The sequence below is a fragment of the Streptomyces caelestis genome, from assembly GCF_014205255.1.
GTDB classification, from domain to species: Bacteria; Actinomycetota; Actinomycetes; order Streptomycetales; family Streptomycetaceae; genus Streptomyces; species Streptomyces caelestis.
Window position 1 is genome coordinate 6,789,878 of sequence record NZ_JACHNE010000001.1, and the last position, 15,762, is coordinate 6,805,639.

General features: G+C 70.7%; 15 protein-coding genes and 1 pseudogene. 7 read left to right on the forward strand and 9 right to left on the reverse strand.

Features of this window, described 5'->3' with window-relative positions:
• Positions 1 to 25: 25 nt before the first annotated feature.
• The 4 genes and pseudogenes from HDA41_RS31020 to HDA41_RS31035 form a co-directional block, all read left to right on the forward strand.
• Entirely contained in the window at positions 26 to 970 is a 945-nt protein-coding gene (locus tag HDA41_RS31020) for a carbohydrate ABC transporter permease (RefSeq protein ID WP_184989798.1), read from the forward strand.
• Positions 967 to 1,800, forward strand: a complete 834-nt coding sequence (locus HDA41_RS31025; RefSeq protein WP_184989800.1) for a carbohydrate ABC transporter permease — start codon at positions 967 to 969, stop codon at positions 1,798 to 1,800. Before HDA41_RS31020 ends, HDA41_RS31025 begins: the two co-directional genes overlap by 4 nt.
• The gene (locus tag HDA41_RS31030; protein ID WP_184989802.1) at positions 1,800 to 3,074 is read left to right on the forward strand and encodes an ABC transporter substrate-binding protein; all 1,275 of its coding nucleotides are present in this window, start codon (positions 1,800 to 1,802) and stop codon (positions 3,072 to 3,074) included. The genes HDA41_RS31025 and HDA41_RS31030 overlap by 1 nt, the downstream gene beginning before the upstream one ends.
• A gap of 60 nt (positions 3,075 to 3,134) precedes the next feature.
• Positions 3,135 to 3,605, forward strand: a pseudogene (locus tag HDA41_RS31035) (nucleotide disphospho-sugar-binding domain-containing protein); the annotation flags it as partial.
• 110 nt (positions 3,606 to 3,715) lie between these two features.
• On the opposite strand, the gene HDA41_RS31040 reads toward HDA41_RS31035, so the two are convergent.
• Entirely contained in the window at positions 3,716 to 5,965 is a 2,250-nt protein-coding gene (locus HDA41_RS31040) for an MMPL family transporter (RefSeq protein WP_184989804.1), read from the reverse strand.
• Positions 5,966 to 6,292: 327 nt separating this feature from the next.
• Here HDA41_RS31040 and HDA41_RS31045 point away from each other — a divergent pair, with 327 nt between their 5' ends.
• Together HDA41_RS31045 and HDA41_RS31050 are read left to right on the forward strand one after the other, a co-directional pair.
• A complete protein-coding gene (locus HDA41_RS31045; RefSeq protein WP_184989806.1) occupies positions 6,293 to 6,841 on the forward strand; it encodes a DUF1697 domain-containing protein in 549 nt (182 codons plus the stop codon).
• Positions 6,834 to 7,208 carry a nuclear transport factor 2 family protein gene (locus HDA41_RS31050; protein ID WP_184989808.1) on the forward strand — a complete coding sequence of 125 codons (375 nt, stop codon included), beginning with the start codon at positions 6,834 to 6,836 and terminating at the stop codon, positions 7,206 to 7,208. The genes HDA41_RS31045 and HDA41_RS31050 overlap by 8 nt, the downstream gene beginning before the upstream one ends.
• Here HDA41_RS31050 and HDA41_RS31055 read toward each other — a convergent pair.
• Entirely contained in the window at positions 7,189 to 8,031 is an 843-nt protein-coding gene (locus tag HDA41_RS31055; RefSeq protein WP_184989810.1) for a transglutaminase-like domain-containing protein, read from the reverse strand. The two genes, HDA41_RS31050 and HDA41_RS31055, sit on opposite strands and share 20 nt — an antisense overlap.
• Before the next feature lie 180 nt (positions 8,032 to 8,211).
• On the opposite strand from HDA41_RS31055, the gene HDA41_RS31060 reads away from it, so the two are divergent.
• Positions 8,212 to 9,033 (forward strand): GvpL/GvpF family gas vesicle protein, encoded by an 822-nt coding sequence (locus HDA41_RS31060; protein WP_184989812.1) that lies wholly within the window; start codon positions 8,212 to 8,214, stop codon positions 9,031 to 9,033.
• 87 nt (positions 9,034 to 9,120) lie between these two features.
• Here the strand turns inward: HDA41_RS31060 and HDA41_RS31065 are convergent, their stop codons facing one another.
• The 7 genes from HDA41_RS31065 to cysC form a co-directional block, all read right to left on the reverse strand.
• Positions 9,121 to 9,861: a sirohydrochlorin chelatase gene (locus HDA41_RS31065; RefSeq protein WP_184989814.1), complete on the reverse strand. Its 741-nt coding sequence runs from the start codon at positions 9,859 to 9,861 to the stop codon at positions 9,121 to 9,123.
• A gap of 4 nt (positions 9,862 to 9,865) precedes the next feature.
• Entirely contained in the window at positions 9,866 to 10,759 is an 894-nt protein-coding gene (locus tag HDA41_RS31070; protein WP_184989816.1) for an ABC transporter permease, read from the reverse strand.
• Complete coding sequence (locus HDA41_RS31075; RefSeq protein WP_184989818.1) at positions 10,746 to 11,534, reverse strand: ABC transporter ATP-binding protein; 789 nt, start codon at positions 11,532 to 11,534, stop codon at positions 10,746 to 10,748. Before HDA41_RS31075 ends, HDA41_RS31070 begins: the two co-directional genes overlap by 14 nt.
• A 37-nt stretch (positions 11,535 to 11,571) precedes the next feature.
• Positions 11,572 to 12,675, reverse strand: coding sequence for an ABC transporter substrate-binding protein (locus tag HDA41_RS31080; RefSeq protein WP_184989820.1), 1,104 nt, complete (start codon positions 12,673 to 12,675; stop codon positions 11,572 to 11,574).
• Positions 12,676 to 12,897: 222 nt separating this feature from the next.
• Positions 12,898 to 14,232, reverse strand: a complete 1,335-nt coding sequence (locus HDA41_RS31090) for a sulfate adenylyltransferase subunit 1 (protein ID WP_184989824.1) — start codon at positions 14,230 to 14,232, stop codon at positions 12,898 to 12,900.
• Positions 14,233 to 14,234: 2 nt separating this feature from the next.
• Positions 14,235 to 15,170 (reverse strand): sulfate adenylyltransferase subunit CysD, encoded by a 936-nt coding sequence (gene cysD, locus HDA41_RS31095; protein ID WP_184989826.1) that lies wholly within the window; start codon positions 15,168 to 15,170, stop codon positions 14,235 to 14,237.
• Positions 15,167 to 15,703: an adenylyl-sulfate kinase gene (cysC, locus tag HDA41_RS31100; protein WP_230299530.1), complete on the reverse strand. Its 537-nt coding sequence runs from the start codon at positions 15,701 to 15,703 to the stop codon at positions 15,167 to 15,169. The genes cysD and cysC overlap by 4 nt, the downstream gene beginning before the upstream one ends.
• Between the last annotated feature and the right edge of the window lie 59 nt (positions 15,704 to 15,762).

Here is a 15,762-nt window from a genome sequence, read left to right on the forward strand (position 1 = left end):
CCGAGCCGTCAAAGGGGCTGATTCCGTGACATTGGTGACCGAGGCTTCGCCATCGAGGAGACCGGCCGGCCGCGGGCCCGGCGGGGCCCGGCCCCGGCGGGTCGTCGACCACGGCGCATGGTTCCTGGTGCTGCCCGCCCTGCTCCCCATCCTCGTCCTCAGCGTCGGCCCGCTGCTGTACGGGATCCTGCTGGCCTTCACCGACGCCCAGTCGGGCCGCACCGAGCCCACCCAGTGGATCGGTGCCCTCAACTTCCGGGACCTGCTGCACGACACGCTGTTCTGGGAGTCGTTCCGGATCGGGCTGGTGTGGGCGCTCGGAGTGACCGTGCCGCAGTTCCTGCTCGCGCTGGGCCTCGCCCTGCTGCTCAACCAGGACCTGCGGCTGCGCTGGCTGGCCCGTGCCCTGGCGATCATCCCCTGGGCGATGCCCGAGGTCGTCGTCGGCATCATGTGGCGGCTCGTCTACAACCCGGACGCGGGCATCCTCAACGAGGCCCTGCGCGACCTGGGCCTCGGCGGCGGCCGGGACTGGCTCAGCGGGCTGGCCACCGCGCTGCCCGCCGTGATCCTCGTCGGCGTCTGGGCGGGCATGCCCCAGACGACGATCGCGCTGCTCGCCGGACTCCAGAACACCCCGCGCGAACTGCACGAGGCGGCGGCGGTCGACGGCGCGAGCGCCTGGCGCCGCTTCCGCACGGTCACCTGGCCCGCCCTCAGACCCATCGCCCTGGCCATCACCGCACTCAACCTGATCTGGAACTTCAACTCCTTCGCCCTGGTCTACGTCCTCACCAGCGGCGGCCCGGGCGGCCGGACCCGTCTGCCCATGCTCTTCGCCTACGAAGAGGCCTTCCGCTACGGGCAGTTCGGTTACGCGGCGGCGATGGGCTGCGTGATGGTGGCCGTGATCTCGATCGCCCTGGCCGTCTTCCTCGCCGGCCGCCTCAGGGGAGGTGACAACGCGTGAGGACCAGCACCCCGGCCCGCGTCGGCCAGTACACCGCGCTGCTCGCGTATCTCGCCTTCCTCGCCTTCCCGTTCCTCTGGCTGGTCTCCACCGCGTTCAAGCCGCCGCGCGAACTGGGCAGCCTGCATCCGACGTGGATCCCCGAGGACCCCACCCTCGCCAACTTCCGGCAGGCCTTCGACGAACAGCCGCTGCTGCACGCCGCCCTCAACTCCCTGCTCGCCGCGCTCGCGGCGGCGGTCGTCGCCGTGCTGATCGCGACGCCGATGGCCTACGTCGTGGCCCGGCGCCGCAGCCGGCTCGCGAAGGCGGTGACGGGCTGGGTGGTGGTCAGCCAGGCGTTCCCGTTCGTGCTGCTGATCATCCCGCTGTTCCTCGTGCTGAAGAACCTCCGCCTGGTCAACTCCGTGCCAGGGCTGGTGCTGGTGTACGTGGTGTGGGCGCTGCCGTTCGCGCTGTGGATGCTCGCCGGGTACGTACGGGCCGTACCCCCCGAACTGGAGGAGGCCGCCGCGGTCGACGGGGCGGGCCGGTTGCGGACGCTGGTGTCGGTGACGGCGCCGCTGCTCGCGCCGGGCATCGTGGCGACCGGGCTGTTCGCGTTCATCACCGCGTGGAACGAGTTCTTCTTCGCGCTCGTGCTGCTCAAAACACCGGAGAAACAGACCCTTCCCGTGGTGCTCACCCACTTCATCGGCGCCGAGGGCGTCGCCGACCTGGGCCCGCTCGCGGCGGCCGCGTTCCTCGCGACGCTGCCCTCGCTGGTCGTCTTCGCGATCATCCAGCGGCGGATCACGGGCGGCATGCTCACCGGGGCGGTGAAGAGCTGATGCATGCACGCCTGCTGGCCCTCGTCCTCCTGCTGCTCCTCGCCGGCTGCTCCTCCGGCGGCACACGCGACAACGGCCGGATCACCCTGCGCTTCCAGTCCCTGGCCTGGCAGGAGGAGTCGGTCGAGGCCAACAAGGAACTGGTCAAGGAGTGGAACGCCACCCACCCGGGCGTCCGGGTCGAGTACGTCCAGGGCAGCTGGGACAGCGTCCACGACCAGCTCCTCACCGCCTTCGAGGGAGGCGAGGCACCCGACATCATCCACGACGCCTCCGACGACCTCGCCGACTTCGCCTACGGCGGCTACCTCGCCGACCTCACCCATCTGCTGCCCGCCCGGCTGAAGTCGGACATCCCGCGGCGCAGCTGGGAGACCACCACCTTCGGCGACGGCGTCTACGGCGTGCCGTTCCTCCAGGAACCGCGCGTCCTGATCGCCAACGCCAAGTGGCTCAAGCGGTCCGGAGTACGGATCCCGACCCCGGAGAAGCCGTGGAGCTGGGCCGAGTTCCGCCGGATCACCGAACAGCTCAGCGGCCGGGGGAAGTACGGCATCGCCTGGCCCCTGAAGGAACCGGTCTCCGCCACGCTCAACCTCTCCCTGTCGACGGGCGGACAGCTCTTCCACCGCGGGGCCGACGGCAAGGTGACGGTCCGGTTCGAGGCGGCCGACCAGGTGGTGCCGCGCACCATCCACGCCCAGGCCGGCACCGACCGCAGTGCCTCGCCCACGACCCTGGGCAGCGGCGGCTCCGACACCCTGCCCGGCTTCTTCGGCGGCAGATACGCGATGGTCCCGCTCGGCTTCTCCTACCGCCAGCAGATCGTGCAACAGGCCCCGAAGGGCTTCGACTGGCAGGTGCTGCCCGCCCCGGCCGGCGCCGGGGGACTCACCCAGGGCGTCAGCCCCCAGACGCTGTCCGTCGCGGAGGACTCCCCGCACAAGAAGGAGGCAGCCGCCTTCATCGACTTCCTGCTGAGCCCGCGGAACATGGTGCGCCTCGCCCTCGGCGACTGGATGCTGCCGACCGGCAACCGGGCGTTGAACGACCCGGCGCTGCGCACACCCGAGCACGGCTGGGCCGCGGGCACCGCGCTCGCCGCCCACCTGCGCCCGGCGCCCGCACAGACCGTACGGGGCTACCCCGAGTGGAAGGACAAGGTGGCGACCCCCGCCCTCCAGGAGTACTACAGCGGCGCCATCGGCATCCGCGAGCTGCGGGAACGCCTGGAGGAGGACGGCAACCTGGTGCTGGCGCGCTACCAGCGCTGAACCCGGCGAAATCCCGGGTGCGTCTCACCGGCAGCGAGTGTGCTGCCCGTGGGAATCAACGCGATCTACCGGGAGTGCGTCAAGGCGTTCGGTGACCTGCCCGGCCGGCACCTGGTGCTCTCGGTCGGCAAGCACATCGACCCGGCCGGGCTCGGGGAGGTTCCCGCGAACGTCGAGGTACGCTCCTGGGTGCCGCAGCCGGCGATCCTGAAGCAGGCCGACCTGTTCGTCACGCACGCCGGTGCGGGCGGCAGTCAGGAGGGCCTGGCCACGGCCACGCCGATGATCGCCGTGCCGCAGGCCGCGGACCAGTTCGGTAACGCGGAGATGCTCCAGGGCCTCGGTGTCGCGCGGTACCTCCCCACGGAGGAGGCGACCGGCGAGGCGCTGCGCGAGGTGGCCCTCGCCCTCGTCGACGACCCGGAGGCCGCCCGCCGTCTGAAGGAGATCCAGGCGGAGACGGCCCGGGAGGGCGACACCCGGCGTGCGGCCGACCTCATCGAGGCCGAACTGCCCGCGCGCCAGGGGTAGTCGGGACGGTCGTCCCTCGCCGGTCCGTCACACCGTGCTCACCGGCTGAAAGGGCCCGTCGGTTCCCCCGGAACCGACGGGCCCTGCACACAGCGGCGGGGGAGGGGGGATCAGACCCTGACGGGCTCGCCCTCGTCGTCCCGCGCCGCCGGTCCCGCGACCGCCTGCGGCGTCTCGTCGTGCGTGAGATCCGGCAGCCGGTGCAGCCACTTGGGCAGGTACCAGTTGCGCTCGCCGAGCAGCGCCATCACCGCCGGCAGCAGCACGCCACGGATGATCGTCGCGTCGATGAGCACCGCGGCCGCGAGGCCGACGCCCATCTGCTTCATGGACTGCATGGACAGCGTCCCGAAGATCGCGAACACGGCGACCATGATGACCGCGGCGCTGGTGACGACCCCGGCCGTGGTGACCACGCCGTGCCGGATCGCGTCCTCCGTGTCCAGACCCCGCAGCCGCGCCTCGCGGATCCGGGAGACCACGAACACGTGGTAGTCCATCGACAGGCCGAACAGGATCACGAAGAGGAACAGCGGCAGCCAGGTGATGATCGCGCCGACGCCCTCCGCCCCCACCAGCGAGGCACCCCAGCCGTGCTGGAAGACCGCGACGAGGATGCCGTAGGCCGCGCCCACCGACAGCAGGTTCAGCACGATCGACGTGGCCGCGATGGTCAGCGAGCGGAACGACAGCAGCATCAGAGCGAAGGCGAAGACGACGACGAACGCGAAGACCGGGACGACGGCTCCCGCCAACTGGTCGTTGAAGTCCTTCGAACCCGCGACCTGCCCGGTGATCGGGGCCTCGACGCCGTCGACCTCGCCGAGCGTGGCGGGCCGCACGTCGTCGCGCAGCTTGTCCAGGCTGGCGCCCGCCTTGTCGAGGTCGGAGCCGCCGACCAGCGGGACGGACACGACGGCGAGGTTCTGCGCATCGTGCAGCTCGATCTCCACCGGGCCGCGCGAGGCACCCGAACTGACCGCCCGCTCACGGAAGTCGGCGAGCGCCGACCGCACCTCGGGCGCGTTGATGTCGTCCGCCTTCACGATCACCTGGGCCGGATCCGAGCCGCCCGGAAAGGCCTCGTTGAGCCGGTTGTACGTCTGCACGATCGGCAGCGAGTCACCGAACTCCTGGTCCAGCGTGAGGTTCTGGGTCTTCATGCCGACCGCGGGAGCCGCGACGGCGAGCAGCGCACCGGCCGCCACCACGACGGACACGACCGGCTTGGCGAGCACACGCCGCAGGACGGCCGTCCAGAACCGGCTCTCCCCGTTGCCGCCCTGCTTGCGCCGGCGCAGGAACGGGATACGGCCCTTCTCCACGCGCTCGCCCAGCAGCGACAGCAGCGCGGGCAGCACGGTCACGGACCCCACCATGGCCACGGCCACCACCACCAGCGAGGCCAGACCCATCGCCTCGAACTCGGCGAGCCCGGTGAACAGCATGCCCGCCATCGCCACGCACACCGTGACACCGGAGACGACGATCGCGCGGCCGCTGGTCGCCGCGGCGATCCTGAGGGCCGTCTGCGCGTCCCGGCCCGCCTCGCGCTCCTCCCGCTCGCGGCGCAGGTAGAACAGGCAGTAGTCGACACCGACGGCCAGACCCACGAGCAGCATCACGGAGTTCGCCGCGTCCGTCATCGGCACCACGTGGCTGACCACGCCCATCAGGCCCATCGTCGCCATGATCGCGGTGATCGCCAGCGCCACCGGCAGCAGCGCCGCCACCAGCGCGCCGAAGGCGATGAGCAGAATGCCGAAGGCCACCGGCACCGCGGAGTACTCGGCCTTCTTGAAGTCGTCCCCGAACGCATCGGCGAACGTCTTCATCATGCTGGCGGAGCCGATCTCCTCGATCCGCAGCGAGGCGTGGTCCTTCTGGACGCCCTCCACGGCCTTCAGCACCGGCTCGACCCGCTCACCGGCGGTGTCCGGCTCGCCGCGCATGTCGAACTGCACGAGCGCGCTGCGCCCGTCCTTCGAGATCGTCTTCGTGTCGTACGGCGAGGTCACGTGGGTGACGCGGCCGGTCCCCTCGACGGCCCGGATCACGGCCGTGACGGCGTCCCGGAACTCGGCGTCGGTGGCCTTCAGGCCGGAGCCCCTGGCCTGTATCAGCACGGTCTCGCCGGCCGGTTCGTCGATGCCGGCGTCCTCGATGATCGTCGCGGCGGTGTGTGTCTCGCCCTTCAGCTGGTCGCTGTCCTTGACGTCGACCCGGCCCGCCGCCGAACCGAGCCCCATCGCCAGGACGACGAACAGCACCCAGATCCCGACGGCAGCCCATCGGTGCCGGGCGCTCCAGCCGCCGGCCCGGGCGGCCAGGCCCCGCACCCGTGCTTCTCCGTTCCCCATGACGGGCTTGCCCCCTCGTGATGCGGCGGCGGCCCCCTGCCGCCCCCTTCCGTCTCGAAGGTATGGGCCGGATAAAGCCATCACGTCGTGCTGCCCGGTGAAGTGGCGGGGCCGGAACTCATCCGCATGGCGCTCGCCATCTCCCCACTGGGGAGGACCGGAAAGGGCCGTGGTCCCTTACACCTATCGGTCTCCTCGGCTGTGTGGATCCTGAGCAGAAGGTTGTGCCCCGCGCTGACCGGTGAGTAATTTACGGGGCTCGGGCAGCCGCCCCTCGGCCGTCGTGCCCGCCCCCACGGGGCACGACGGCCGTCTTAGGGTGAGCGGATGACGACGACGTATGCGGCACTGCTGCGCGGGATCAACGTGGGCGGCAGCAGAATGGTCCCGATGGCGGACCTGCGCACCCTCCTGACCGGCCTCGGCTACGAGGACGTGCGCACGTACCTCCAGAGCGGCCAGGCCGTGTTCGCCTCCGGCCACGGCGACGAGGAGTCGCTGGCCTCCGAGATCACGCACGCCATCGAGGAGCACTTCGGGTTCGGCGTCGACGTGATCGTGCGCGACCACGCCTATCTCAAGGCGATCGCCGACGCCTGCCCCTTCCCGGCCGCCGACCTGGAGCCCAAGCAACTCCACGTCACCTACTTCTCCGCCCCCGTGACCCCCGAGCGCTTCGCGGAGATCGACGAATCCGCCTACCTCCCCGAGGAGTTCCGCCTCGGCGACCGCGCCCTGTACCTGTACGCCCCGAACGGCCTGGGCCGCTCCAGACTGGCCGAACACCTCGCGAAGCCGCGCATCAACAAGGGCATCGTCGCCACGACCCGCAACTGGAACACCGTCGTCAAGCTGGTGGAGCTGACGGGTGCCTGAACACGACCCGGCCGTCGAGGCCGCCATCGAGGGCGAGCTGGCGCTGCTCGACCCGGACGTGCGCCGCTTCCCCGAGCGGATGGGGGCGCTGCTGCACCCCGAGTTCCACGAGTTCGGCGCCTCCGGGCGGCACTGGAGCCGGGCCGCCGTCATCGCCGCCCTGGCCGAGACCACCGACCTGGAGTCCCCGCCTGTCGTCACCTCCCAGGTGCACGGCGTACGGCTGGCCCCCGACCTCGTCCACCTCACCTTCGACACGGAGTACGACGGCAGACGCGCACATCGCAGTTCGCTGTGGCGGCGGACAAAGGACGGGTGGCTGCTCTACTTCCACCAGGCGACGCCGTTCAGCGAGCGGCAAGAATGACCCTCCGGTCGCCGAGGTAGGTCGTGTACGACGTGATCTCGGCCGGGACGGCCAGTCGCGGGTCCTCGTAGGGCCGGGCGAGGTCGTCCCGGGAGCCGGCCGCGTCGGCCGCCGCCCGTTCGTGCTCGGTGAGCGGCACCCGGCCGAGGAACTGCGGGCCCCAGCCGTCCCAGGGGAGGAGCTCGACGCCGTTGACGGCGGCCAGGTCGCGCACCACGTTGCCCCACACGAACCACAGCCCCCGCAACCGGCCGACGCCGCTGAGCCCGAAGTCCCCCGGGTCCACCCGCCCCTCGCGGCAGGCCCGCCAGGCCTTCCCGGCCACGAGGAACCTGTCCCTGGGCACGTCCATGGGGTCGAACGGCATGTCGTACCCGTGGTGGACCTGCGCGTCGGCCAGGCGCCACCGCCCCTCCGGCGTGCGGTACTCGGTCACCCAGTGGTCCTCGTGGAAACCGTCGACGAAGTACGTCGCGAAGCCGCAGCGCAGCCGCGCGGGCCTCCCCGTCGCCCGCAACAGCGAGCACAGCAGCAGCGAGAAGTCCCGGCACGTGCCCACGAACCGCTCCTTCGGCGCCCGCCGTTCGGTGAGCGGGGCGTCACCGCGCTCCCGCAGGATCCTCAGGATCTCCGTGACGTAGCGCGACTCGGCGTCGTGGTGCAGCCGCGCCTCGGGAACGGAGTGTCCGAACCGCTCTCCCTCACCCCGATGGATGATCAGGTTCCGTACCAGGCAGGCGAGTTCCCCCGGTGCACGCGGCAGGCTGCTCGTGTCCAGGTCCCCGGGGTCGCTGTACGGCGTCTGCTTCAGGTAGTCGTCCATGCCCCGGACCCTCGCCCCTGCCCCAGGGGCAAGGTCAACGGCACCGGGCGTTTTCGGTGTGCGCGTGAACACGCCCGCCGCCACCCCCGTACCTAAGGGCGGCACGAGAACGAGTCTCGCGAGAGGAATCGCGCCGAGATCGCCGCCCGCCCTCAAGGCGGCCGACAGGAGGCCGGAGCCATGACCGACCCGAACCTCGTCTACGTCTACGCGATCCTGCGCCGTACCCCCGGGGCCGTCGCGGCCGCGACGGACCTGCGCGGGGTCGCCGGCGACCCGATCCACCTGGTGGAGCCCACGGACCCCGCCTCCCCCCTGGCCTTCGCCGTCGGCCACGTCCCGGCCGCCGACTACGGCGAGGCACCCCTCAAGGCCCACCTCGACGACCTGGACTGGATGGAGTCCACGGTCCGGTCCCACCACGCCGTGGTCGCCGCGCTCGTCGCCCGCGGCGCCGCCGTCCTGCCGCTACGGCTGGCCACCGTCTATCCCGACGAACACCACGCCCGGCAGGCCCTCGACACCCGCCGCGCGTACTTCCTGTCCCTCCTGGACCGCCTCACCGGCCATGTCGAACTCGGCGTCAAGATCTACGCCGCACCGGACATCACACCCCCCGAGCCGGACACCGACGCCGGACAGGCCGCACCCACCGGCCTCGGTGTCGGCCGCGCCTACCTGGCGATCCGCCGCCGCAGACAACGCAGAAACGAGGAAGCCTGGCGCACCGTCGCACAGGCCGCCGCACACCTCACCCGGACGGCCGGCACCCTCGCCGTCGACCGCGTCGCACACACCCCGCAACGCGGAAGCCTCGCGGGCCCGGCCCCCGGCACCAACGTCGGCAACGACGCGTACCTCGTCCCCGCCGACCGCGTCGACGCCTTCCGCACCGGCGTACTGGCGGCCGCCGAGGGCATCCCCGGCCTCCGCGTCGAAGTCACCGGTCCCTGGGCTCCCTACTCCTTCGCACTCCAGCCGGATCCGGTCATGGGCCCGTAGGGACCGCTGTGACGGCCATGCAAGGGGCCGTCTGACGAGACGGCCGTCGCCCCTTTCACGTTCTGGCGACTCCTCCGCAAGCTGCGTTCAGGCGCTCACAGCCGCCAACGCCGGCACCCGAGCCGCCTCGTACCGCTCCAGCACCACCCGGGCCACCTCCGGCGCCGGCCCCAGTACGTCCGCCAGGACGTCCGCCTCCGCCGCGCCCCGGGCGATGCGGTCCGGGAGGAAGCCGGGGGCGAGGACGTAGGGGGCGACCGCCACCCGGGAGCAGCCGAGGGCCCGGAGTTCCCGGACGGCGTCCTGCGTGCGGGGGAGAGATGCGGAGGCGAACGCAGGTCGCACGGCGCACCAACCGGTGTGCCGCCACTCCCGCGCGATTTCTGCGATCACCGCGATCGCCTCCGGGTCGGTGGACCCCGCCGAGGCCAGCACGACCCCGGTCGAGGACTTTGCGGCGGGGGACAGGCCCGCCTCGTACAGGCGTCGCTCCAGGGCGGACAGCAACAGGGGCGACGGGCCCAGGACCTCCGCCTGGCGGACACGGAGCTGCGGGGGAGCGTCCGCGAGGACCGCCGGGATGTCCGCCTTGGCGTGGAAGGCCCGGGTCAGGAGGAGGGGGAGGGCCACGACGTCACGGACGCCCTGGACCGCCAGGGACTCCAGCACCCCCCGCACCGAGGGCACGTTGAAGTCCAGGAAGCCCGTCTCCACGCGTACGTCGGGGCGCAGGCAGCGGACCCGGCGCACCAGGGCATGCACCGTCGCGGCGTGCCGCGGGTCGCGGCTGCCGTGGGCGATGACGAGGAGAACAGGCTTGTTGGTCACGGGGTCACTTCACCAGCAGGCCGCGGCTGCGCAGCACCCACCGCTCCAGCGGGCTGAAGATGAGCAGGTCGATGGCGATGCCGACGATGAGGATGAGGAGGATGGCTTCGAAGACCATGGCCATGTCGCTGGCGTTGCGGCCGTTTTCGAGGAGTTGGCCGAGGCCGACGCCGAGGTCGGGGAAGGAGGCGATGATTTCGGCGGCCATGAGGGAGCGCCAGGAGAAGGCCCAGCCTTGTTTGAGGCCGGCGACGTAGCCGGGCAGGGCGGCCGGGAGGACGATGTGCCAGGTGTGCTTCAGGCCGGTCGCGCCGAGGGTGCGGCCCGCGCGGAGGAACAGCGGCGACACCTGGTCGACGCCCGAGACCAGGCCGTTGGCGATGGAGGGGACCGCGCCGAGCAGAATCACCGCGTACATCATCGAGTTGTTCAGGCCCAGCCAGATGACGGCCGGGGGGACCCAGGCGACCGAGGGCAGGGACTGCAGGCCGGACAGGATCGGGCCGAGGGCCGCGCGGATGAACTTCACGCGGGCCACGAGCAGGCCCAGAGGGGTGCCGATGATCAGCGCGAAGCAGAAGCCGAGCAGGCCGCGCGAGACGCTGGTCCAGATGTAGCCGAGCAGTTCGCCCTGGAGCCATGCGGTGTGGACGACGTCCCACACCGCCGACGGCGCGGGCAGCTTGGTCGGGTCGGTGACGACCTTGAACGAGACCAGGGCCTGCCAGACCGCGAGCACGAGCGCGACGGCGATGACGGGCGGCAGGATCTTCTCGGTGAGGGTCTGCCGGAACGGCCGGCGGCCCGTCTGCACGGTCTCCAGTGCGTCGAGGCCCGCCTCCAGTCCGGCGAGATCGCTGCCGTCCTTGGCGACGGTCGTCGAATCAGTGCTGGCCATGACGGCGGATCTCCCCACGCAGTTCTTCGGTGATCTCGACGGACAGTTCCGCCACGGCGGTGTCCTCGATACGGCGTGGGTGCTCGATGTCCACGCTCCACTCGCGGGCGATGCGGCCCGGGCGGGAGGACAGCAGCACCACGCGCTGGGCCAGGCGGACCGCCTCGCGCACGTTGTGCGTGACGAACAGGACGGACAACTGCGTCTCGCGCCAGATGCGGGTCAGCTCGTCGTGCAGCACATCGCGGGTGATGGCGTCCAGGGCGGCGAACGGCTCGTCCATCAGCAGCAGCTTGCTCTCCTGGGCGAGCGCCCGGGCCAGTGCGACGCGCTGGCGCATACCGCCCGACAGCTCGTGCACCCGCTTACGGTGGGCGCCCTTGAGGCGGACGAGTTCGAGGAGTTCCTCGGCCCGCTCCCGGCGCTCCGTCTTCGGCATGCCCCTCAACTTCAGGGCGAGTTCGATGTTCTTGCCGGCGGTCAGCCACGGGAACAGTGCGTGTTCCTGGAACATCAGCGCCGGGCGGCCGTCCGTGCTGATCTCGCCGGCGGAGGGCCGGTCCAGGCCCGCCACCAGGTTGAGCAGCGTGGACTTGCCGCAGCCCGAGGCCCCCAGGAGGGTGACGAACTCTCCGGGCGCGACATCGAGGGTGATGTCGTCCAGGACGAGCTGCTGCCCGGCGGGGCCCGCGAACGACTTCGAGACGTGTTCGATCCGGGCGGCGTGGGTGGCCGTCTCGGTGCCGTCGGCGGCCTTGGCGAAGGTCGTGGCCATGGTCGTCACCTCCTGGGACTCTTCGGGTTGCGGGGAGCTACTTGACGCCGAGACCGGCGTCGTCGACCGTGGGCTCGCCCTCGGCCTTGAGGACCTTGTTCAGCGGGGCGAGGTCGTAGATGCCCTTCAGGTCCGGCTTCTCCAGCAGCCCCGCCTTGACCGCGTGTTCGGCCTGGGTGTTGAGGGTGGAGGCCAGCGGGTCGTCGGTGAACCGGATCGACTTCCACGCCGGGTCCAGCACGTCGGCGGGCAGCGCCTTGCCGGAATCCGCCGCCAGCTGCTCGTTGGCCGCCGCCTTCGCCGCGTCCGGGTTGGCGTTGATCCACTTGTTGGTCTCGACCGAGCCCTTCAGGACGGCCTCGACGACCTTGGGGTACTTCTTCAGAAAGTCCTGGCGCACGATGATGTTCGTGATCACGAACTTCTTGTCCGGCCACAGCGAGCCCTCGTCCAGCAGGACCTTGCCGCCCTCGGCGACCAGCTTCGACGCGGTCGGCTCCGGCACCCACGCCCCGTCGACGGAGCCGGACTTGTAGGCGTCGGGGGTGACCTTGTTGTCGCTGCGCACGACCGTGACGTCGCCCTTGCCGCTCTGCGGGTCGATCTTCCAGCCCTGGTCGGCGGCCCAGTTGAGGAACGCCACGTCCTGGGTGTTGCCGAGCTGAGGGGTCGCGATCCGCTTGCCCTTGACGTCCTTCAACGACTTGATCTTGTCCGGGTTCACCACCAGCTTCACACCGCCGGACGCCGAACCACCGATGATCCGCAGGTTCTTCCCGTCCGCCTTGACGTAGCCGTTGATCGCCGGAGACGGGCCGATCCAGCCGATGTCGATGGAGCCGGAGTTGAGCGCCTCGATCTCGGAGGGACCCGCGTTGAAGAGCGCGGGCTCGGCCTTGGTGGCGCCGAGTGCCTTCTGGAAGAAGCCCTTGTGCATGCCCACCAGCGCGGTGCCGTGGGTGAGATTCCCGAAGTAGCCGATCTTGACGGTGCCGAGACCCTCGATCTTCTTCGCCCCGGCGGCGATCTTGGCGGCCCCGTCGTCCTTGGCCTGGGAGCCGTAGCCGCACGCGGCCAGCGTGAACAGGGGCAGCGCGGCCAGCACCGCGAAGGATCGGCGCAGAGCGGATGATGCAGGCACGGGAGGGTTTCCTCTCGGAGGCCCGGCGGTCACGGTCTCTCAGGTCGTGGCCGGGAGGTCGGCAGGTTTTTGTCTACGGCGGTGGAGGCTGAGGGCGCGCGAGCGGTGCGCGTACCTCAGCACACACATCGCGCGACTCCGCCCTGCCCGCTGCCGAGAGCGCCGCTGCCGACGCGGCCGCCCTCCTTCGCGAACATGGAGTAGAAGTCGGAGGAGTTCATGTCAGAAGTCCCACCCGTCGTCGTCGATCCCGTCCTTGACCGGATCGGGGGCGGCGAAGGACTCGCCGACCATGCCCGCGGTCAGGGTGGTGCCGTCGTTGGGGTCGATCAGGATGAACGAGCCGGTGCGGCGCGAGTCGGCGTAGGAGTCGACCGGCAGCGGCTCGGCGGTACGGATCTTCACCCGGCCGATGTCGTTGGCGACGAGCTGTCCCGGGTGCGGGTGCAGGGACAGGTCGTCGAGCGTGAGACGGGACGGGATGTCCTTGACGATCGCCTTGACGGTGCGGGTGCCGTGCTTGAGCAGCACCCGGTGGCCGACGGTCAGCGGGGCGTCCGCGACATGGCAGACGGTCGCCTCGATGTCCTGCGTGGTCGCGGGCGCGTCCTTGCTCGGCACGATCAGGTCGCCGCGCGAGATGTCGATGTCGTCCTCCAGCAGGAGGGTCACCGACTGCGTGGTCCAGGCGACCTCGACCGGCTCGCCCAGCAGATCGATGCCGGCGATCTTCGAGGCGCGGCCCGACGGCAGCACGGTGACGGCCTCGCCGACGTGGAAGGAACCGGCCGCGATCTGCCCGGCATAGCCCCGGTAGTCGGGGTGGTCGGCGCTCTGCGGACGGATCACGTACTGCACCGGCAACCGGGCGTGGCAGTGGCTCAGGTCGTGCGCGACCGGCACCGTCTCCAGGTGCTCCAGCACGGTCGGGCCGCCGTACCAGTCCATGTTCGCGGAAGGCTCCACCACGTTGTCCCCGACCAGCGCCGAGATCGGGATCGCGGTGACCTCCGGGACGCCCAGCTCGGTCGCGTAGGCCGTGAACTCCTTGGCGATCGCGGCGAACACCTTCTCGTCGTAGCCGACCAGGTCCATCTTGTTCACCGCCAGCACCGCGTGCGGGACGCGCAGCAGGGCGGCGATGGCGGCGTGCCGGCGGGTCTGCTCCACCACACCGTTACGGGCGTCGACCAGGATCACCGTCAGCTCCGCCGTCGAGGCACCGGTGACCATGTTCCGCGTGTACTGCACATGTCCGGGGGTGTCGGCCAGGATGAACCGGCGCCTGGGCGTGGCGAAGTAGCGGTAGGCCACGTCGATGGTGATGCCCTGCTCCCGCTCGGCCCGCAGACCGTCCGTCAGCAGCGCCAGATCCGGCGCCTCCTGCCCCCGGCTGGCGGACACGCGCTCCACGGCTTCCAGCTGGTCGGTGAGGACCGACTTCGAATCGTGCAGCAGCCGCCCCACCAGGGTGGACTTGCCGTCGTCGACGGAACCGGCGGTGGCGAACCGCAGCAGCGTGGTGGCCGAGAGTTCCTCGGTCGTGATCGTGCTCATCTCTAGAAGTACCCCTCGCGCTTGCGGTCTTCCATCGCGGCCTCGGACATCTTGTCGTCGGCACGGGTGGCACCGCGCTCGGTCAGCCGGGAAGCGGCGATCTCCACGATCACCTTCTCGATCGTGTCGGCGTCGGAGTCGACGGCGCCGGTGCAGGACATGTCACCGACCGTGCGGTAGCGCACCAGGCGCTTCTCCACCCTCTCGCCGTCCTTCGGCCCGCCCCAGTCACCGGCCGTCAGCCACATCCCGGCGCGCTGGAACACCTCACGCTCGTGCGCGTAGTAGATCTCCGGCAGCTCGATCCCCTCACGGGCGATGTACTGCCACACGTCCAGCTCGGTCCAGTTGGACAGCGGGAAGACGCGGACGTGCTCGCCCGGGGCGTGCCGGCCGTTGTAGAGGTTCCACAGCTCCGGGCGCTGCCGGCGCGGGTCCCACTGCGAGAACTCGTCCCGCAGGGAGAACACCCGCTCCTTGGCCCGGGCCTTCTCCTCGTCCCGGCGGCCGCCGCCGAAGACCGCGTCGAAACGCTCCTGCTGGATCTTCTCCGTCAGCGGCACCGTCTGCAGCGGATTACGCGTCCCGTCCGGGCGCTCCTTGAGCACACCCCGGTCGATGTAGTCCTGCACCGAGGCCACATGCAGCCGCAGCCCATGGCGGGCCACCGCGCGGTCCCGGTAGTCGATCACCTCGGGAAAGTTGTGCCCGGTGTCCACATGCAGCAGCGAGAACGGCACCGACGCCGGCCGGAACGCCTTCAACGCCAGATGCAGCATGACGATCGAGTCCTTGCCGCCGGAGAAGAGAATCACCGGCCGCTCGAACTCACCCGCCACCTCACGGAAGATGTGCACCGCCTCCGACTCGAGAGCGTCGAGGTGGGAGAGCGCGTACGGGCTGTCGGTCTCCTCGGAAACCGTGGCGGCGGCCGTCATGCCAGTCCCCTTTCGCTGAGCAGGGCGTACACGGACGCCGCGGACTCCTGCACGGTCTGGTTCTGCGACTCGATGCGCAGATCGGGCGATTCGGGAGCCTCGTACGGGTCGTCGACCCCGGTGAGCCCCGTGAGCTCGCCCGCGGCCTGCTTGGCGTACAGGCCCTTCACGTCCCGCTCGCTGCACACCTCCACCGGAGTCGCCACGTGGATCTCCACGTACGCGGTGCCGTTCGTCTGGTGCCGCTTGCGCACCGCCTCGCGGCTGTCCTGGTACGGCGCGATCACCGGGACGAGGGCGAGCACGCCGTTGCGGGCGAGCAGTTCGGCGACGAAGCCGATGCGCTGCACGTTGGTGTGCCGGTCCTCGCGGCTGAAGCCGAGGCCCGCCGAGAGGAACTCGCGGATCTCGTCGCCGTCGAGCACCTCGACGCGGTGGCCCTCGGTGCGAAGCCGGCCGGCCAGCTCGTGGGCGATGGTGGTCTTGCCGGCACTCGGCAGACCCGTGAGCCAGACGGTGGCTCCGGTCGTCACGTCGGTCTCCTGAATCGTCTGGGTCTGTGTCGTCTGAGGCTGAGGCGCCTGGGTCTGAG